The sequence below is a fragment of the Paraburkholderia sp. BGA-UO-ETr-F12 genome (assembly GCF_059567945.1).
The window spans coordinates 183,906-202,311 of sequence record NZ_JCAQOZ010000064.1; the positions used below are offsets into that span (position 1 = coordinate 183,906).

Sequence of the window (18,406 nt, forward strand, 5' to 3'; positions counted from 1 at the left end):
CAACGCTAATAGACCACTACCAAAGCAAGGAAAGGCCAAAAAAAAACCCAGAAGACGCGAGTCAAAGCCACCCCCATCCCCGCAAAACCGAAACCCCGAGCACCCCATGCCCCCAAACACGCTCCCCAACAAAGTAAGCAACAACCCACGCAACCGCAACAACAATCAAATCACAGTGCCCACTATTCCAGAGCTTCAATGAGTGCCGCCCGGCGACCCACGGCACACCCAGCGGATTAGGCCAATCGGCCAACAGATGCATCAAGCCGCCGCAAGCAAACCCAAACGCGGGCGCAGCATAACCAGACCGCCCAAGCCAGTGATAAGAAACCACGAGCAACGCGACCCACCCCACCCCCCAATGCGTCAACGTACGATGGGTGATCCACAGTCTTCGTGCGCGTGACCACCATGCCACTTCCAGCCAATCTGGCGCCGTACTCCCGGCCACCCCGGCGATGAAACTCAACAGCACGCCGAGATGAAACGAGCCGCCGCCACCGATGCGCGCGACGACCGCCGCCGCGATAACACCGGCCGCGAATCCGGTCGCGTGATGTGCTTTGCTGGATGCCATCGAACCTCACGACGCAGCGCGTCGGATAAAAGTCAGGGGGCGGCTATGTTCGCAGATGAGCGGATAAAAAAATAGCCGACACGCGATATAAAAAATCACGTATCGGCGTGGCTTGGAGGGCGCCGCTCAATCACGCAATCGTGCGACCAAAAACTCAGGAGGTCGCACAGCGCGCAATGTCGAAGCGCATTTCCGGTTCAGGCGGATCGTCCGGTGCATTCGCGGGACGCATCACCTTGATGACCGAGCCGGCGTTGTACGGCGTCAGCGTGACGAAATAGGAGGTGTTCGAATCGGAACCGACCGCGATCTCGGTCGCCCCGCCGACGCGCGACATTCGCACACGCGACAGCTTGTCTTCGAGGCAATCGGCGATATAGGCAGGGGCACGTTGCGAAGACACGTACATCATCGGTTGGGACGCATCGCGGGCGGGACCGCTGGAAGAGCCACAGGCAGCGAGAAAAGCAGTGACGGCAACAGCGGGGGCAAGCAGGAGAAGTCTTTTCATGGTTCGGTCGTCGGCGTCCCCGGTCGTACTCGGGAACTTGGGGCGCGGGCGAAACGCGACGCGCTTGAACGCAGCGTCATGCTTCGCGACGAAACCGCCGTTCAACCGCAGCGACGTTACGACGTAGCGACATAACGGCGTCGAGGCAAGGAAGGCAGCCGGCCTCAGTATACCCACGGCGTGCTTGCGCCGTCACCATGACTACGTGGAAATGTGAGAACGTAAGCCGCATGGAAAAACCGCGCGTAATCGTGTCACGCGCGGTTTCGGTTGTGGAGCGAAGAGGTGCGCCGCTCTACACGTGCTATCAACGCAACGAGAGCAATTTAGAAGCGGTGACGCAGGCCCACAGCAGCGGCAACCTGGTTGCCGGTCGACGACGGCGCCAGCGTGTTGATCGCCGCCACGTTCGCACCGAAGTTGCCGAGTTCGCCCGATGCATGCTGGTACACACCTTCCACGTACACGTCGGTACGCTTGCTCAGCGAGTAGTCGCCTTGCAGCGACACCGTGTGCCACTTCGGATCGCCCGAGCCGTTCGACCCCGACATCTTGCCATCGGTGAACGTGTAGGACGCGGCGAGGCTGAGCGCCGGCGTCAGTGCGTATTTGCCGTTCAACTCGTAGTTGTCCAGATGCAGGTTCGTGCCCGCGACGCCAGGCAGCGTGACACCGCCGACGTCCACGCCGCTGATGCCGTCGAGTTGCGTGTGCGTGTACACGAAGCCTGCCGTTGCCGGCCCGTACGTGTAGTTGATGCCGGCGCCGAACGTGCGCTGCAGGTTCGCCGCGACTGCGGCAGTACCGTCGCCTTGCGAGACGGCGCCGCTCAGGTTCGAGCTGCCCGAGTTGTTCAGTTGCAGATAGGCGGCCGCTACACTCAGCGGACCGTTGTCGTACGAAGCGCCGGCGCTCCACGCGCGGTTGTTCGAGAACTGGCCAGCCGAATTGCTGAAGCCATACAGACCGCCGAACTTGAGGCCGGCATAGTTCGCGCTCGTGTACTTCACAGCGTTCTTGATCGAGAACGAGTTGTCCAGATTGTCGTTATCGAACGGGTGAGCGGCCAGATTGTTGCCGAAGCCCGCGCCCGCTTCGGACAGCGGCGCGAGGTAATCGACCACGGAGTCGTACTGGCGGCCGAGCGTCAGCGCGCCGTATTGATCGCTCTTCAGCCCGACAAAAGCCTGACGATTGAACATCGTGCTGCTCTCGGTATCCTGGCCGTTGTTCAGATTGAAGCCGTTCTCCAACGTGAAGATGGCATGCAGGCCGCCACCAAGGTCTTCGCTGCCGCGCAGACCGAAGTAGGTGTTCGATACGGAACCGCTGCCTTGTTGCCAGTTGCTGTGGCCGCCCTGGTTGTTCGAGTAGACGAGGCCGGCGTCGAGCGTGCCGTACAACGTGACGCTGCTCTGTGCGTGGGCCGTGATGGCGAACGCGCCCATGAGACCTGCTGCGATGAGGGTTTTTTTCATGTTTAGATAACTCCGGGACAGTGCGTAGAGAATCGCATTCCAGTGCGTAAGCCGATTCCACCGGCTGCCTGACGATCCGCTGCGAAGTGTATTCCTGCTATTAAGATGTTTAAGCGCGTATGGCACAACAATGATTTTTCCATTTCGCAATGACGATTTGTAATTGCGTAAGTGCGGATAAATAAAGGAGAAACATCCGGATTTCCCGGTGCTGTAACTAATTGTCAAATTATCGATGTTGCTCGATCGCGACGCTCGCGCTTCGTCATATCCGGTAAGGATTTTGGGCGAATCGTTAGGCGAATCCGATTCATTCTGTTTTCTGCAACGCACTCTTCCAATTCGGATGGTCTATCCGGGCGTATTACGGTTCTACAATTCACTTCACCCCTTGACCAGGGGTGTCTTTTTCATCTTTTATACGCGGCTTTCGGGCCGCGTTTTTTTTGAAACTTTTATAATGAATTAATAAGTTCCCATGCATAACGAAATGCACTATTTCGCGTAACGACGGGCTCGCACCGGCTTATCCAGTCGTCAGAGGGCGGATTGAGCGCGCGCGGGGCGGGTAGAATCGCAGGCTTGAGATGTGTTTCCGCCCCGCGAACGTGAGTAAACCTGTAATGACCGATACCCCCCTTCCATCGTCCGACACCCCTGCTATCCCCACGACGGAAGGCGCGCCCGAAATCCACGAAGCCATCCCCGAGCAGCTTGACGAAGCGCAGCCGGAAACCGTGCACGAAGCGCGTCTGTGGCGCGACGACGGCTGGACCGCGCGCGTCATCAAGAACGAAGACGATGAAGGCTGGGCCGTCGCCATGATCAAAGACGGCGAAGCGGAACCGGCGCTCGTCGGTCCGTGGACGATGGGCCGCAACAAGAAAGATCCGAAGCCGCTCGACACCTCGGCATTCAACACGCTGGTGAAAACCGCGTCTGAGGTGCTGCGCCGCCACGAGCAGCAACTGCGCGCCCAGTTGCATAAAGAAGTGCGCGTGGCCAGCGCGGACGGCAACGACGAACTCGACATCACGCTCGACATCGTTCCCGACGAAGACGAACCGTACGCGCTGCTGACCGCGCTCGACACGTTCGGCGAACAGCTCGCGCAAGTGCAGGTCGCACCGAACTTCAAGCTCAGCAAGGCGAGCGCCGCTGCGTGGGTCGAGAACGAATTTCGCCGCCCGGGCTGAGCCGGGCGTACCACGGTTTACTGACAAACTGCTAAATTTAATATTACTGAAAGCTGTCAATATACTTTCACATTGACTTTATAGAATCCTCGCGTCATAGCGGCGCGAGCGTGAACCATGCGGTTTTGGATCTGAGTGCGTGCCGGCTGTGCAATCACCCACGCTACCCAAAACCTGGATCACGACAACATGGCAGAGCAGCTCGACCTTTCCCGCCGCAAGGCCCTGAAAATACTCACTGGCGTGCCGATGCTGCCGTTAGGCGGCCTCGCTACGGCGTCGATGCTGAGCGCCTGCGGTGGCGGCGACGACCTGGCAACGCCGGTCAAGCCGGTGGCAAACTTCGTCTCGGCGGCCTTCAGCGCCATGGCCGCGCCGACGCTGGCGGACCCCGCCGCGATGGCGAAAACCACGGTCGGCTCCACCCTCACGGTGCAACTGAGCGACGGCAGCAGCCGCTCGTTCAAGCTCGCTTACCAGCCGTTCTTCGTGACCGGCGACATGGTGCCGAACATCAAGGGCGGCACGATCCTGGCCGGCGGCTACTTCGACATCAACAATCAGCCGATCATCGATAAATCCGTTTCCGGTAAGGAGCGCCAGTTCTATTCGGACTGTCCGGACGGCAGCTCGCTGATCCGCCTCGACAAGCCGACGGTCAAGGGACTCAAGGGCAATGCGGTATTTGCGGTCGTGCAGTTCGAGTACACCACCCGCGATCAGAGCCTGAAGTCGATGTACGGCCAGTTGCCTTCGCCGATTGCCGTGCTCACGCTCGATCAGGACCCGGCTACCGGCAAGCTCACTCTGGCGGGTTATTCCAACGTGGATACCTCGGAGGCCCACGGCTTGTGGATCACGTGCGGCGCGAGCCTGTCGCCGTGGAATACGCATCTGTCGAGTGAGGAATACGAGCCGGACGCTTCCACGATCGCGACCAATAGCCAGTTCAAGGGCTTCAGCCGCAGTCTGTTCGGCGACGAAACCACGGCCAACCCGTATCACTATGGCCATCTGCCGGAGGTGACCGTGAATCCCGACGGCACCGGCACGATCAAAAAGCACTACTGCCTTGGCCGCATCTCGCACGAACTGATTCAGGTGATGCCGGACAAGCGCACCGTGCTGATGGGCGACGACGCGACCAACGGCGGCCTGTTCATGTTCATCGCCGATCGCGAGGCCGATCTGTCGGCCGGCACGTTGTATGTGGCGAAGTGGACGCAAACCTCATCGAGCGGCGCGGGCGCGGCGACGCTCTCATGGATCAATCTGGGCCACGCGAGCAGCGACGAAATCGAGGCGCTCGCCAACCGGTTGCGCGCGAGCGACATCATGGACATCGCGACCAGGGATCCCGCCGATCCGACTTACACGAAGATCAACTACAACGGCACCTTCAATTGGGTGCGCGTCAAGCCGGGCATGACCAAGGCGGCGACCTTCCTCGAAACGCACCGCTATGCCGCGTTGGCAGGCGGCAGCATGGGCTTCACGAAGCTCGAAGGCACGACGGTCAATATCAAGGACAAAGTGCTGTACTCGGCGATGTCGCGCATCGAGAAATCGATGGTGCGCGGTAATGCTGCGTCGACCGATGTCGCGGTTGACAAGACCATCAACGCTGGTGCGGTCTACGCGTTGAACATGAAGGGCGGCCAGCGCGACCGCAGCGGCGGCGCGATCAACAGCGAGTGGGTACCGGTCGATATGGCCGCGCCCGCGGCGCTGGTCGGCGAGGATCTGCCGGCCGCCGACGCGCTCGGCAACACGGCGAACGCGGATCGCATCGCGAATCCGGATAACCTGAAGTTCTCCGAAAAACTGCGCACGCTGTTTATCGGCGAAGACAGCGGCATGCACGTCAACAATTTCCTGTGGGCTTACAACGTCGACACGAAGACGCTCGCGCGCGTGTTGTCATGCCCGGCGGGGGCGGAGTCGACGGGCCTGCATGCGGTCGACGAAATCAACGGCTGGACTTACGTGATGAGTAACTTTCAGCACGTCGGCGATTGGGAAACACCGTTGCACGACAAGGTCCAATCGACGCTCGATCCGCTCGTGCGGGCGAACTATAAGGACCGTTTTGGCGCGACGGTGGGGTATCTGACGGCGGATCCGGCGGGGATCAAGCTGTAGGGGAGTGGCGGTGCCGGGCGGCAGCGCGCCGCCCGCCTCAACTCCGTTTGCAGAAAATCGCTGTGATGAGCGGCGCCACGCGGTGCACGATCGCCGTGCTGCCGGCTTCGGTGAGCGCGTTCTGGACTTTGGATTCGCTGCCGAACACCACCACGCCATAAGCCGAGCGGGCTACCGGCTCGCCATCGCCGACGCGAAACATCGGGTCGTCTTTTTCGTAGCCGACCACCGCGAAAACGTGAAAGCCGTAGGCGGTCAGGTCGGCGCCCCGGGTCGGTGAAAACGCATTGATGGAGTTGCTTTCGACTCGCGTCGGCTTCGGGTCTATCAGTTGTTGCTGGGCGAGATCGGCAATGAACTGATGACCGCTTTCATTGCAGGTCAGCGGTGTGTCGAGAGCGGCGGCGTGACTGGTAAGCGGCAGCGCCGCGGTGGTCAGCGCGAGGAGTGCTGAGAAAAACAGGCATTTCATAAGCGTGAATAACGACCTGCGTTCGATGTAGTGTGTTCGCAACGGGTGGCGGCCAAATGCCGCGACCCAAAAAACGCTGCGCATCGAAGTGATCCGTCATGACAGGCGCAACTGGATTCGCACTTTAACGTGATTCGGCATACTTTGCCCACCAGCCGGCACTTGAGGGGCACGCGAGGCCTTAAGAAAACGTTAAGGAATAAAGCACGCTTTCGCGATCCCGTATATATTTCCGGGTTATGAATTCCCTACCAAAAATTCCGTCGAACGTTCCGGCCCCGAGGACATGGGATGCGCGGCTCGCCCGCCGGCTTGTCACGCCGCTCGTCAACACGTGGGTTACGCCGAACCATCTGACCACGCTGCGCCTGCTGATCGGCGTGGCGGGCGCGCTGTGCCTCGCTCGCGGCGGATTTGCCTCAGCCAATGCGGGCGCCTTTCTGATCGTGCTGTCGAACTTCGTCGACCATACCGACGGCGAGCTCGCGCGCATCGGCGGAAAATCGAGCCGGATCGGTCATTTTTACGATCTGGCTTGTGACGCGCTCGTGACCGTCATGCTGTTCGTCGGCATGGGAATCGGTACGACGTATGTCGGCGCATTGAAAGTTTCACCGGGATGGCTCGGCGCCGTGGCCGGCGTTGCGGTCGCCCTGATTTTCTTCCTGCGTATGCGCATCGAGGACATGGCGGGCAAGGCGGGCACCAAACAGGCTTCGGTGGGCGGATTCGAAACCGAAGACGTGTTGTATCTGCTGCCCATTGTCACGCTGACGAGCGTCGTCACGCCGTTCGTGGTGGTGGCGTCGATTGGCGCGCCGCTCTTTGCTGCATGGGTCGTGGTCGATTACTGGCGCGTTTCGCGCCGCACTGCCCGGCTGGCGGCCGTCCCTGCCAAGCAACCTGAAACCAGTCAAATGTGGGCCAGTGAATGAGTATGCACGCCGAAGACGACGTGATCGCGCCAATCTCAGTTGAACGCTCGCCGGTTACGCCGGCCACGCCTGCGCCGAATGCCGATCGCGCGGTGGCGAGCCGTACGCGGACTTTCAACACGCAGCGGCTCTCCAGGGATTTCGCCGAGCAGGGCGCGTTCCTGTATCTGGAAGATTTCCTCGCGCCCGCAGTCACTGACCAGCTCGTGCAGAGTGCGCGCGGTCTGCTCGACGAAGTGAACCGCAACTATCTGCCGGGTCACAAACAGGGCGGCAGCGTGAGCCGCCATACGATCGACCGCCTCGCGCCGTTCATCGCCGAGCTGTACCGGTCGAAGGAACTGATCGGCTGGCTCGAGCAACTCAGCGGCGACAAGCTGCAGGTGTCGCCTGAAGACGATCCGCACGCGTATGCGCTGTATTACTACACGCGGGCCGGCGACCACATCGGCTGGCACTACGATACCTCGTACTATGACGGCCGCCGCTACACGTTGTTGCTCGGCGTGATCGACGAATCGTCGTGCCGGCTCGACTACGAATTGCACACACGCAATCCGGACGTGCCGGACCAGCCGGGCTCGGTGCAGATTCCGCCGGGCGGCCTGGTGTTCTTCGACGGCGACAAGCTGCGGCATCGCATCACGCCGGCTGGCGCAAACGAAATGCGCGTGTCGCTGACTTTCGAGTACGTCACCGATCCGAATATGCGGCCGTGGCGCCGTTTCATCTCCAATATGAAGGACGCGATCGCGTACTTCGGTTTCCGTCAGGTCTTCAGTCAAATGACGAAGCGCGGCAAGGGCCACGCATGACACGCGCGGCCCTGATTCTGCTGTCGATCGGGACGGCGCTGTTTGTCGGCCTGCTCGCGTGGCAGGGCTTCGGCTCCGTTGCCTCGGCGCTGGCCGCGGCAGGCTGGGGGCTCGTGCTGGTCGCGGCGTTCCACCTCGTGCCGCTGGTACTCGATGCCGGCGCGATCGCGGTGCTGTTCCGGCGCCGGCACGACGGTGTGCATCATGACGTTACGCTGCGCGATGCGGTGTTCTCACGCTGGATCGGCGAATCGGTGAATAGCCTGTTGCCGGCCGGCCAGATCGGCGGCCCCGTGGTGATGGTGCGGCAACTGTCCCAGCGCGGCATGCGCATGCGCGACGCGGCGGCCGCCATTACCGTCAGCACGACGGCGCAAGCAGTCGCGCAAATCGTTTTCGCGCTGCTCGGGCTGCTGCTGTTCGGCGCTTACGCCGCGCACGGCGCGCTTCACAATCTGCGAACCGCCACGCTCATTGCCACCGGCGTGCTGGGCGCGATGATCGCGGGCTTCTATTACGCGCAGCGGCGCGGTCTGTTCGGCCGTTTGCTGGGCGTGGTCTCCAAGGTGTTCGGCAAACGCGACTGGTCGTCGCTGATGACGCGCGCCGAAGCCGTCGACGCCGCCGTGCAGGGCATCTACCGCGAGCGCGGCCGCGTTGCGGCGAGCTTTGCGCTGAGCCTGGTGGGCTGGATCGTCGGCACGGTCGAGGTGTGGCTCGCGCTGCGCTTTCTCGGTCATCCGGTCGACTGGGTCGACGCACTGCTGCTCGAAAGTCTCGGGCAAGCGATTCGCGGCGCGGCGTTCATGATTCCGGGCTCGCTCGGCGTGCAGGAAGGCGGCTATCTGCTGCTCGCGCCGCTGGTGGGCCTGCCGCCGGACGCGGCGCTGGCGTTGTCGCTCGCCAAGCGCGCACGTGAAATCCTGCTGGGTTTGCCGGGACTGCTGGTGTTGCACTTCAGCGAACGAAGCTGGCAACGGCGGCGCGCCACCGGGCGCGTACCGGTTGTCGATTAATCTCCGAATTTTTTCAAAGGACTGCGCATGCGTGCCATCATCCTCGCAGCGGGCCTAGGCCTGCGTCTCCAGCAACCGCCGCAGGCACAGTTCCCGAAGTGCCTGTTGCAGTTCGACGGCATGAGCCTGCTCGAACGGCATCTGCAGATGCTTGAAACCGCCGGCGTGACCGAGGTCGTGCTGGCGCTCGGTTTCCAGCCGGAATCGGTGCAGGCGGAACTGGAGCGCATCAACTGGCCGCATAAGGTGGAAACCGTGCTGAACCCGCGTTACGACCTGGGTAGCGTGCTGACGGTGCACACGGTGGCCGAGGCGCTCACGCGCGGCGGCGACGTGCTGCTGATGGATGCCGACGTGCTTTACGACGAGCGCATTCTGAACGCGCTGGTGGCGGGCGAAACGGTCAACCGTTTGTTGATCGACCGTGATTTTGAAGCGGGCGACGAGCCCGTCAAGCTGTGTCTGAAAGACGGCGTGCCGGTCGAGTTGCGCAAGCAGCTCGCCGTCAATCTCGAGTACGACACCATCGGCGAATCGGTGGGATTCTTCCGTTTCCGCCAGGAAACCGCGCAACGTTTCACGCAGATCGTCGCGGGTTACGTCGAGAGCGGCCGGGCCAACATGCCGCACGAAGAAGCGGTGCGCGACCTGCTGCTCGAGCGCAGCCAGGTATTCGACACGGCTGACGTGACCGGCTCGCCGTGGATCGAGATCGACTTCCCGAACGACGTCGCTCGCGCCAGCACCGAAATTCTGCCGTCGTTGCAGCCGCTGGTCAGCGCGTCACGCTGAGTTCTGCTTCGGCATTTGTTTTTGAAGTGCTTCTGAATGGCATGATGAGCCGGCTATATTCCGGCTCATCATCGCATCGCGTTTTTGTCCTTTTTTACTCCTGTTTTTCGTAGGCTGTGCCGCGTCGTTGCGCGCTCAACTATTCGGTACCGGATAGCAAGCCGCGATTAGCGAATGCCAAAGGACACTGTTTAGCAACATCTGTTGTCGTTGCAGTGCGATAATTGCCGCTTTACACCGGCGGCCTTGCAGCCCGCCGTCATGCCAATGCCTCTCGCTTTAGGCACTTTCATTGTTCCGCTGATCGTCGCATGTGCGATGTTCATGGAAAACGTGGACGGCACGGTCATCGTGACGTCGCTGCCAGTTCTGGCGCGCGATCTCGGCCAGGACCCCATCACCCTCAAGCTCGCCGTGACGGCGTATGTCATCGGCCTCGGCGTCTTCATTCCGATTTGCGGCTGGGTTGCCGACCGCTTCGGCTCGCGCACCGTGTTTCGCACGGCAATTGGCATCTTCATGGCCGGCTCGCTGATGTGCGCGGCGTCCACTTCGCTTGGCACCTTCGTGGTTGCGCGCTTCGTGCAAGGTGTCGGCGGCGCGATGATGGTGCCGGTGGGGCGCATCATTATTTTCCGCTCGGTGCCCAAGTCGGACTTCATCCGCGCGGTCAACTATCTGACCGTGCCCGCGCTGCTCGGGCCGGTCGTGGGGCCGCCGCTCGGTGGCTTCATTACGACGTATCTGCACTGGCGCCTGATTTTCTTCATCAACATTCCGATCGGTTTGCTGGGGATCTGGCTCGCGAACAAACACATCGCCAACGTGCGCGAAGCGCATCCCGGCCGGCTCGACTGGACCGGTTTCGTATTGTCGGCGAGCGGGGCGTCGCTATTTATGCTGGGGCTCTCGCTGGTTGGCGGCGGACTGGTGTCCAATACCGCATCGATCGGCATGTGCGTGATTGGCGTGGTGTTGCTGGTGATTTACGTGCTGTACGCGAACCGCGTCGAATTGCCGGTACTCGATTTGCGGCTGTTGCGCATTCCGAGCTTTCACGCGAGCGTGGTGGGCGGCTCGCTGTTTCGCATCGGTCTCGGTGCGGTGCCTTTTCTGTTGCCGCTCGCGTTGCAGGAAGGTCTGGGCATGACAGCGTTCAAGTCCGGATCGATCACCTGCGCGTCAGCGTTCGGCTCGATCTTCATGAAGGCGGCCGCGTCGCGCATTCTCGGCCGCTTCGGTTTCCGCACGGTGCTGATGTTCAACGCCGGTTGCGCGGGCCTCGCCATTGCCGTCTACGGGCTGTTCTTTCCCGGCACGCCGCATTGGCTGATCTGGTGTGTGGTGCTGTTTGGCGGCTTCTTCCCGTCGTTGCAATTCACGTCGTTGAATACCCTGGCGTACGCGGATATTTCAAGCCGCGACGTCGGCCGCGCGACGAGTGTGGCGAGCGTGATCCAGCAGATTTCCTTGGGGCTCGGGGTGACGATCGCCGGCATTGTGCTGCAAATCTCGCATAACGTGCAGGGTCATTCGTCTATCGTGTTCTCCGACTTCTGGCCGGCGTTTCTCGTGGTCGGCCTGTTCTCGTTCCTGTCGATTCCGGTGACCGCGCGCCTGCCGCCAGGTGCCGGCGATGAAATTGCCCGCGGCAGCAGAGGCACCGCGTGAGTGTTCGCGCTTGCGCGGGTTCTTTTGGTGCGGCGCGGCAGCTGGGTTCGGACTTAATTCGAACCGTCGCGGCTCACGATAATCGGCGTCGTCACGCGCGCGGTTTTTGTGTGCCGCAGCATGCACGCCATGCGCGCCACGGGTTCGCAAATGCCGGACCCGCATGTTATAAGCGCAAGGCAGCTTTCGTTCACGTCAGATGAAGAAGTCGTCTCGGAGGGGATCCAATGAAGTTGTTTCACAACGCCAAATCGTCCGTTAGCGGACTTGCGCTCGTCGCGCTCGTCTCCGTTTCAAGCGGCCTTCTCGAAGCCACGCCAGCCTTTGCCAAGGCGCCCGAGAAAGCGCAGCCGGCAGTTCTCACCGCTTCAGCCATTGCGGTCGCCGACAAGTACAGCGCCGACGCCGCGGAACAGATCTTCAAGGAAGGCGGCAATGCCGTCGACGCGGCAGTCGCGATTGCCTTCACGCTTGCCGTGACGTATCCGGAAGCGGGCAATATCGGCGGCGGCGGTTTCATGACGCTGTATGTCGACGGCAAGCCGTACTTCCTCGACTATCGCGAGCGTGCGCCACTGGCTGCAACGAAGAACATGTACCTCGACGACAAGGGCGAGGTCATCAAGGACATGAGCCTGTTCGGCTATCGCGCGGTCGGTGTGCCGGGCACTGTCGACGGTATGTGGCAGGCGCAACGCCGCTTCGGCAAGCTCAAATGGAAGCAGGTGCTTGCACCGGCGATTCACTACGCGCGCGACGGCTTCGTGGTCAGCGAGCAGTTGCAGCAACGCCGCGACGACGCAGCGAAAGACTTTGCCGGCAAGACCAACTTCGACACCTACTTCGGTAACCTGAAGCAGGGCGTGAACTTCAAGCAACCGGATCTCGCCGCCGTGCTGCAGCGTATTTCGGATCAGGGTGCGAAAGACTTCTACTCGGGCAAGACGGCGGATCTGATCGCGGCTTCCATGCGCGGTCACGGTCTGATTACGAAGGCCGATCTGCAGCAGTACAAGGCGGTGTGGCGTCAGCCGATCCAGGCAGACTGGAATGGCTACCACGTGATTACCGCGCCGCCTCCGAGTTCGGGTGGCATCGGTCTCGTGCAGTTGCTGAAGATGAAGGCCGACATCGCACCCGACTTCAAGGACGTCACACTTAATTCCGCGCAATACGTGCACCTGATTGCCGAAATCGAGAAGCGCGTGTTCGCCGATCGCGCGCAGTATCTCGGCGATCCGGATTTCTACAAGGTGCCGGTCGCACAACTGACCGACGACGCATACCTCGCGAAACGCGCAGCCGAGGTGAACCCGACTACGCCTTCGGATACGAAGAGCGTGCAGCCGGGTCTCGGCACGTCGATGCCGGAGAAGGCGGAAACCACGCACTTCTCGGTGATCGACAAGTGGGGTAATGCCGTGTCGAACACGTACACCATCAACGGCTACTTCGGCTCGGGCGTGGTGGCGGATCGCACGGGTATCGTGCTGAACGACGAAATGGACGACTTCTCCGCGAAGCCGGGTGTGCCGAACATGTTCGGCGTGGTGGGCAGCGACGCGAATTCGATTGCACCGAAGAAGCGCCCGCTGTCGTCGATGACCCCAACGATTCTCACGAAGGACGGCAAGGTATCGCTCGTGATCGGCACGCCGGGCGGCTCGCGCATCTTCACGTCGATCTTCCAGGTGATCAACAACATCTACGACTTCAACATGCCCTTGCAGGACGCGGTTGCGGCGATGCGTTTCCATCATCAACTGTTGCCGCCGAACACGATCTTCTGGGAGCCGTACAAGCCGATCGACGGCGAACTCGCCAAGCAGATCGAGGCGAAGGGCTACACGCTGAAGGGGCAGGATTTCAGCGGCGACATTCAGGCGATCAAGGTCAATGGCGACACGCCGGAAGCGGCAGCCGATCCGCGTGGCCGTGGTGTCACGCGGGTGATCCAGTGAACGCTTGAGTTGAATCGTTAAATAAAGCATCCGGGCGGCGCATCTTTGCGGATGCGCCGCAGGCAGAAAAAAGGCCTCGCACCCGATTGAGTGCGAGGCTTTTTTTATCCGTGAGCCAAACGCGCGTGAGGTTCTGTTGAGCCGCTCTGCAACGGCACGATCAGCTTGTTTGTTCGACCGGCGTCAAGGTCAATTCGAGTCGCTGCGCGCCGCGCAACACGGTCACGTTGACGGGCTTGTCGATACGCGACGCGTCGAGCGTGCGTTGCAGGCTATCGACGTCTTGCACCGCAAGCGTATCGATCGCGACGATCGTGTCGTCGGTGCGTAGACCGCCGAGCGCGGCCGGACTGCCTTTGACGATCTCCATGACGTGCACGCCGCTTGCCGAGTCCAGGCCGAAATAGCGCTGCACACGGCGCGACAGTGGCCTCGTGGTGCCGGCCACGCCGATGTACGCGCGCCGCACGCGGCCATGCGCGAAAATCTGCATGATGACCCACTTGGCCGTATCGATCGCCGTGGCGAAGCAGATCGACTGCGCGCCGGGAATGATCGCGGTGTTCACGCCGATCACCTGGCCGGCGGAATTGATCAGCGGGCCGCCCGAATTGCCGGGATTGAGCGCGGCATCGGTCTGGATCACGTCGTAGATCATGCGGCCCGAATTCGAGCGCAGCGAGCGGCCAAGCGCCGAGACTACGCCGGTGGTCACGGTTTGCGCGAGCCCGAGCGGATTGCCGACCGCGATTGCGATCTGACCGGCTCGCAGCTTCGACGATTCGCCGAGTTCGACGTGCGGCAGCGGCTCCGGCGAGCCGATGCGCAGGACGGCCAGATCGCTGCCGGGATCGTCGCCGACCAGATCGGCGTCGAATTTCGCGCCGTCGGCGAGTGTCACCGTGATGTGGGTGGCGCCATGCACGACGTGGCTGTTGGTGAGCAGATAGCCGTCGGGCGTGAACAGAAAGCCCGAGCCGGTGCCGCCGCGACTGTCGCGCCCGGCGGGGGCGCCTGGCAGCCGGCGTTCGACGGATATGAAGGCGACGGCCTGCTGAACGCGTTCCAGCGCGCCGATGACGGTGCGAGAATAGGCGTCGAGCAGGGCTTCGTCGGACAAAACGCTGAGTGGATCTGGCCCGGGGGCGTCGGATGCGGCGCGCGACAGGTCATCGATGAAGCGTGGACGGCTTCCCATGGCGATGCTCCGGATAAACGGAAATCCAGATGCGGGGCGGTGGAAGGGTTTTCAAGTGCCCACGCGGCGGGGGCGAGGCCCGGCTCCGGGGCACTTTCCCGTGCCGGGCGACGCCCGCTTCAACGCCAGCCTCAATGCCAGCCTCATGCCAGCCTCAATGTCCGCTGCGCCATCCAAGCCCGTCCGGCGCTACCATGTGAACAAGGAGGTAGCCCATGAACTCGCCTACCACGTCAGCCGCAGCCTCTGCGTCGTCAAGTGTGCGAACCGACCCGGCGGAGCCGGCCGGCCCACGGATCGAATCGCTGAGCGCCATCACGCTCGCCACTCACAATATGCCGCGCGCGGTACTGTTTTACGAAGCGCTGGGTTTTCCGATCAAATTCGGCGGTTCGAACGAAGCGTTCACGTCGTTCGCATTTGGCGGCTCGTATCTGAACCTGATTGTCGACACCCGTGCCCCGGTGAACTGGTGGGGCCGTGTGATCCTCTACGTCTCGGATGTCGACGCGCTCTACCGGAAGGCGCTGGCGGCGGGTTTGAAGCCGTCGCTCGAACCGTCCGATGCGCCATGGGGTGAGCGCTATTTTCACATTACCGATCCCGACGGCCACGAACTCAGCTTTGCGAAGCCGCTGCGTTAGGACCTGGGCAGCCGCGCAAAAGTCGCTATCATGGCTCACCACCCGTCGCGCAGGCCGCGGGCGAATCCATCGCAGCAACGCGTGGCCGCCGCACCGGTAACACGGCTGACACCTCGCGCTTCGATAATCGAACCCGTTCGCGACACGCATGCGCCGCGCGCCTAACCATTTCCGTTGCCAGGAGAGTCCTAATGAAAGAGCTGGATCCGAGACCCGAGGCCGAAGTCATGGCAGAACGGCAACGCCGTTTCGAGGAAGACCTCATCGACGCGTACGACGAAGAGCTCGAAATGGAGGTCGACGACCGTATCATCGACGGCGCGGACGGCTTCTCGCCCGAACATCGCGAGGCGCGCAAGGTGTACTTCCGCGAGCTGTTTCGTCTGCAGGGCGAACTCGTCAAACTGCAGGACTGGATCGTGCAGACCGGCCATCGCCTGGTGGTGATTTTCGAAGGGCGCGACGCAGCGGGCAAGGGCGGCGCGATCAAGCGCATCACGCAGCGGCTCAATCCGCGCGTGTGCCGCGTGGCGGCCTTGCCGGCGCCGAACAACCGCGAACGCACGCAATGGTATTTCCAGCGTTACGTGTCGCATCTGCCGGCGGGCGGCGAAATGGTGCTGTTCGATCGCAGCTGGTACAACCGCGCGGGCGTTGAACGCGTAATGAATTTCTGCACCGACGACGAGTACGAAGAGTTTTTCCGCTCAGTGCCGGAATTCGAAAAGATGCTGGCGCGCAGCGGCGTGCAGATTCTCAAGTACTGGTTCTCGATCACCGACGAAGAACAGGAAATCCGCTTTCAGAACCGCATCCACGATCCGCTGAAGCAGTGGAAACTCAGTCCGATGGATCTGGAAAGCCGGCGCCGCTGGGAAGCGTATACGCAGGCGAAGGAGGTCATGCTGCAGCGCTCGCACATTCCCGAAGCGCCATGGTGGGTCGTGCAGGCGGTCGACAAGAAGCGCGCGCGCCTGAACTGCATTCACCATCTGCTGAGCCAGGTGCCGTACCACGAGATCGAGCATCCGATGGTCGAATTGCCCGCGCGGGTTTATCACGACGAGTACAGCCGCCAGCCGGTGCCGCCGTCGATGATCGTGCCCGAGATTTATTGAGCGGGCTGCGGGTTGCGGGTTTCGGCCCGTCAGGTGGGATAAAAAAAGCGCGGCAAAAACCGCGCTTTTTTTGCGTTCGCTGCAACCGGGCTTGCCCCGGCTACAGCGGTTCCGGCGCTTTCAGCCGATTCAGAACAGCATCCTGAACAGCCAGTACAGGCCGGCCGCCAGCGCGATGGAAACCGGCAGCGTCAGCACCCAGGCGAGGATCAGGCTGCGCACGGTGCCCCATTGCAAGCCGGAGCCGTTGGCCGCCATGGTGCCGGCCACGCCGGATGACAACACGTGTGTGGTCGAGACCGGCAAGCCGTACATGTCGGCCGCGCCGATCGTCAGCATCGCGACCACTTCAGCCGATGCACCCTGGCCGTAGGTCAGATGCTGCTTGCCGATCTTTTCGCCGACCGTGACGACAATGCGCTTCCAGCCGACCATCGTGCCGAGACCAAGGGCGATGGCGACCGCGACCTTGACCCACGTCGGGATGAACTTGGTGGCGTGATCGGTTTGCGCCTTGAAGTTGTCGATCGCCTTGGCATCGTCCGACGAGAAGGCCGGCTGCTTGCTCTTATCCATCAGGCGAATCGCTTCGGACGCGACATACATATTGTTGCGCACGTTATCGACGATAGCTTGCGGCACGGCCGCCATCGATCCCGATGCACCGACCTGCTGGCCGATCAGCGTGGTGAGTTGCTGCAAGGCCGGCACGGTGGCGGGCGTCAACTGACGGGTACGCACGTACGCTTCGACGTCGGCGCGCGGATTGGCGGACGGCGCCACGCCTTGCGTGTACTTGCCGAGGATATCCGCGGCGTGTTGAGCCACGGCGATGAAAGTCTGCGTTTCCGCCGGCGTGACGGCCTTGTTCAGCGCATAAGCGGTCGGCACCGTGCCGATCAGGATCAGCATGATGAGCCCCATGCCTTTCTGCCCGTCGTTCGAACCGTGCGCGAACGAAACGCCCGTGCAGGTCAGAATCAACAGGCTGCGAATCCAGAACGGCGGCGGCTTCTTCCCCTTTGGCTCCGCATACAGCGCGGGAATCCGCACGACGGCCTTGAGGATCAACAGCAGCAAGGCCGCAGCGACGAAGCCGATCAGCGGCGAAAACAGCAGGGACTTGCCCACACCGAGCGCCTGATTCCAGTCCACGCCGCTTGTGCCGTTCGCGCCGTGCATCATTTGATTCATCAGCCCTACGCCGATGATCGAACCGATCAGCGTATGCGAGCTCGACGACGGCAGTCCGAAATACCAGGTGCCCAGATTCCAGATGATTGCGGCGATCAGCAGTGCGAAGACCATCGCGAAGCCCGCGCTGCTGCCCACCTGCAGAATCAGCTCGACGGGCAGCAGTTGCAGGATGCCGAATGCGACCGCGCCTGTTGAAGTCAGCACGCCGAGGAAATTCCACGCGCCGGACCAGACCACCGCAAGGTTAGGCGCGAGTGAATGGGTGTAGATCACGGTAGCGACTGCGTTGGCCGTGTCATGAAAGCCGTTGACGAATTCGAAGCCGAGCGCGATCAGGAGCGCAACGCCGAGCAGGAAATAGGGCAATACCGAGCTTTCACGAACCGGTTGTAGATCGCTTGCCAGGTGCATGGCGCAATACACTGCACCGATCGCAATCACGACGAGGAAAATGATGAGGCCAATACTGCGCCCCTTTTCTTCTGCTGCGCCCGGTTGCGGGTACGAGAGTTCCGGCATGGCATATGCCCCAAAAAGGTTATCGCGGAACTGCCGATCCTGCGGTGCCTGTGTGACGCAATGATGACGATAGCGTGACAGCTATGCGGGCCCGGATTCGCGAGAAGGGTGTGGAGGCCGTCGCTGCGGGGTAAGCTGCAGATTGCACGGCGCGCAATAATGAT

General features: G+C 61.8%; 16 protein-coding genes. 10 read left to right on the forward strand and 6 right to left on the reverse strand.

The annotated features are described in order from the left end of the window. Positions 1–61: 61 nt before the first annotated feature. From AC57B6_RS32580 to AC57B6_RS32590, 3 genes are all read right to left on the reverse strand, one after another. The gene (locus AC57B6_RS32580; protein WP_496422870.1) at positions 62–577 is read right to left on the reverse strand and encodes a metal-dependent hydrolase; all 516 of its coding nucleotides are present in this window, start codon (positions 575–577) and stop codon (positions 62–64) included. A gap of 154 nt (positions 578–731) precedes the next feature. Beyond that, complete coding sequence (locus AC57B6_RS32585; protein WP_028200538.1) at positions 732–1,088, reverse strand: hypothetical protein; 357 nt, start codon at positions 1,086–1,088, stop codon at positions 732–734. A gap of 326 nt (positions 1,089–1,414) precedes the next feature. Next, positions 1,415–2,566, reverse strand: a complete 1,152-nt coding sequence (locus AC57B6_RS32590) for a porin (RefSeq protein WP_028200537.1) — start codon at positions 2,564–2,566, stop codon at positions 1,415–1,417. Positions 2,567–3,189: 623 nt separating this feature from the next. Here AC57B6_RS32590 and AC57B6_RS32595 point away from each other — a divergent pair. Both AC57B6_RS32595 and AC57B6_RS32600 read left to right on the forward strand, forming a co-directional pair. Continuing rightward, positions 3,190–3,762 (forward strand): hypothetical protein, encoded by a 573-nt coding sequence (locus AC57B6_RS32595; protein ID WP_028200536.1) that lies wholly within the window; start codon positions 3,190–3,192, stop codon positions 3,760–3,762. 189 nt (positions 3,763–3,951) lie between these two features. After that, complete coding sequence (locus AC57B6_RS32600; protein WP_496422871.1) at positions 3,952–5,904, forward strand: PhoX family protein; 1,953 nt, start codon at positions 3,952–3,954, stop codon at positions 5,902–5,904. Between the two features lie 37 nt (positions 5,905–5,941). On the opposite strand, the gene AC57B6_RS32605 is transcribed toward AC57B6_RS32600, so the two are convergent. Further along, positions 5,942–6,376 (reverse strand): hypothetical protein, encoded by a 435-nt coding sequence (locus tag AC57B6_RS32605; protein WP_030099894.1) that lies wholly within the window; start codon positions 6,374–6,376, stop codon positions 5,942–5,944. Positions 6,377–6,615: 239 nt separating this feature from the next. On the opposite strand from AC57B6_RS32605, the gene AC57B6_RS32610 reads away from it, so the two are divergent. The 6 genes from AC57B6_RS32610 to ggt all read left to right on the forward strand — a co-directional run bounded on the left by AC57B6_RS32610 (position 6,616) and on the right by ggt (position 13,566). Next, on the forward strand, positions 6,616–7,311 hold the full coding sequence (locus AC57B6_RS32610; RefSeq protein ID WP_030099895.1) for a CDP-alcohol phosphatidyltransferase family protein: 696 nt from the start codon (positions 6,616–6,618) through the stop codon (positions 7,309–7,311). Beyond that, positions 7,308–8,126, forward strand: a complete 819-nt coding sequence (locus AC57B6_RS32615) for a HalD/BesD family halogenase (RefSeq protein WP_106354493.1) — start codon at positions 7,308–7,310, stop codon at positions 8,124–8,126. Before AC57B6_RS32610 ends, AC57B6_RS32615 begins: the two co-directional genes overlap by 4 nt. Further along, positions 8,123–9,142 carry a flippase-like domain-containing protein gene (locus tag AC57B6_RS32620; protein WP_496422872.1) on the forward strand — a complete coding sequence of 340 codons (1,020 nt, stop codon included), beginning with the start codon at positions 8,123–8,125 and terminating at the stop codon, positions 9,140–9,142. The genes AC57B6_RS32615 and AC57B6_RS32620 overlap by 4 nt, the downstream gene beginning before the upstream one ends. A gap of 27 nt (positions 9,143–9,169) precedes the next feature. Next, positions 9,170–9,934 carry a phosphocholine cytidylyltransferase family protein gene (locus tag AC57B6_RS32625; RefSeq protein WP_028200530.1) on the forward strand — a complete coding sequence of 255 codons (765 nt, stop codon included), beginning with the start codon at positions 9,170–9,172 and terminating at the stop codon, positions 9,932–9,934. 267 nt (positions 9,935–10,201) lie between these two features. Continuing rightward, a complete protein-coding gene (locus AC57B6_RS32630; protein ID WP_030099898.1) occupies positions 10,202–11,605 on the forward strand; it encodes an MFS transporter in 1,404 nt (467 codons plus the stop codon). A gap of 227 nt (positions 11,606–11,832) precedes the next feature. Further along, entirely contained in the window at positions 11,833–13,566 is a 1,734-nt protein-coding gene (gene ggt / locus AC57B6_RS32635) for a gamma-glutamyltransferase (RefSeq protein WP_046572582.1), read from the forward strand. A gap of 160 nt (positions 13,567–13,726) precedes the next feature. Here ggt and AC57B6_RS32640 read toward each other — a convergent pair whose 3' ends face one another. After that, on the reverse strand, positions 13,727–14,764 hold the full coding sequence (locus AC57B6_RS32640; protein WP_030099899.1) for a S1C family serine protease: 1,038 nt from the start codon (positions 14,762–14,764) through the stop codon (positions 13,727–13,729). A 215-nt stretch (positions 14,765–14,979) separates the two neighbouring features. On the opposite strand from AC57B6_RS32640, the gene AC57B6_RS32645 reads away from it, so the two are divergent. Both AC57B6_RS32645 and ppk2 read left to right on the forward strand, forming a co-directional pair. Beyond that, positions 14,980–15,408 carry a VOC family protein gene (locus AC57B6_RS32645; protein WP_253044966.1) on the forward strand — a complete coding sequence of 143 codons (429 nt, stop codon included), beginning with the start codon at positions 14,980–14,982 and terminating at the stop codon, positions 15,406–15,408. Positions 15,409–15,599: 191 nt separating this feature from the next. Then, a complete protein-coding gene (gene ppk2 / locus AC57B6_RS32650; RefSeq protein WP_028200525.1) occupies positions 15,600–16,526 on the forward strand; it encodes a polyphosphate kinase 2 in 927 nt (308 codons plus the stop codon). Between the two features lie 129 nt (positions 16,527–16,655). Here the strand turns inward: ppk2 and AC57B6_RS32655 are convergent, their stop codons facing one another. Further along, positions 16,656–18,242, reverse strand: a complete 1,587-nt coding sequence (locus AC57B6_RS32655) for an inorganic phosphate transporter (RefSeq protein ID WP_496422873.1) — start codon at positions 18,240–18,242, stop codon at positions 16,656–16,658. Between the last annotated feature and the right edge of the window lie 164 nt (positions 18,243–18,406).

Excerpts from the sequence above, each read along its gene's own strand:
- AC57B6_RS32580 (WP_496422870.1), bottom strand. The coding sequence starts at position 577 with ATGGCATCCAGCAAAGCACATCACGCGACCGGATTCGCGGCCGGTGTT.
- AC57B6_RS32585 (WP_028200538.1), bottom strand. The coding sequence starts at position 1,088 with ATGAAAAGACTTCTCCTGCTTGCCCCCGCTGTTGCCGTCACTGCTTTT.
- AC57B6_RS32590 (WP_028200537.1), bottom strand. The coding sequence starts at position 2,566 with ATGAAAAAAACCCTCATCGCAGCAGGTCTCATGGGCGCGTTCGCCATC.
- AC57B6_RS32595 (WP_028200536.1), top strand. The coding sequence starts at position 3,190 with ATGACCGATACCCCCCTTCCATCGTCCGACACCCCTGCTATCCCCACG.
- AC57B6_RS32600 (WP_496422871.1), top strand. The coding sequence starts at position 3,952 with ATGGCAGAGCAGCTCGACCTTTCCCGCCGCAAGGCCCTGAAAATACTC.
- AC57B6_RS32605 (WP_030099894.1), bottom strand. The coding sequence starts at position 6,376 with ATGAAATGCCTGTTTTTCTCAGCACTCCTCGCGCTGACCACCGCGGCG.
- AC57B6_RS32610 (WP_030099895.1), top strand. The coding sequence starts at position 6,616 with ATGAATTCCCTACCAAAAATTCCGTCGAACGTTCCGGCCCCGAGGACA.
- AC57B6_RS32615 (WP_106354493.1), top strand. The coding sequence starts at position 7,308 with ATGAGTATGCACGCCGAAGACGACGTGATCGCGCCAATCTCAGTTGAA.
- AC57B6_RS32620 (WP_496422872.1), top strand. The coding sequence starts at position 8,123 with ATGACACGCGCGGCCCTGATTCTGCTGTCGATCGGGACGGCGCTGTTT.
- AC57B6_RS32625 (WP_028200530.1), top strand. The coding sequence starts at position 9,170 with ATGCGTGCCATCATCCTCGCAGCGGGCCTAGGCCTGCGTCTCCAGCAA.
- AC57B6_RS32630 (WP_030099898.1), top strand. The coding sequence starts at position 10,202 with ATGCCTCTCGCTTTAGGCACTTTCATTGTTCCGCTGATCGTCGCATGT.
- ggt (WP_046572582.1), top strand. The coding sequence starts at position 11,833 with ATGAAGTTGTTTCACAACGCCAAATCGTCCGTTAGCGGACTTGCGCTC.
- AC57B6_RS32640 (WP_030099899.1), bottom strand. The coding sequence starts at position 14,764 with ATGGGAAGCCGTCCACGCTTCATCGATGACCTGTCGCGCGCCGCATCC.
- AC57B6_RS32645 (WP_253044966.1), top strand. The coding sequence starts at position 14,980 with ATGAACTCGCCTACCACGTCAGCCGCAGCCTCTGCGTCGTCAAGTGTG.
- ppk2 (WP_028200525.1), top strand. The coding sequence starts at position 15,600 with ATGAAAGAGCTGGATCCGAGACCCGAGGCCGAAGTCATGGCAGAACGG.
- AC57B6_RS32655 (WP_496422873.1), bottom strand. The coding sequence starts at position 18,242 with ATGCCGGAACTCTCGTACCCGCAACCGGGCGCAGCAGAAGAAAAGGGG.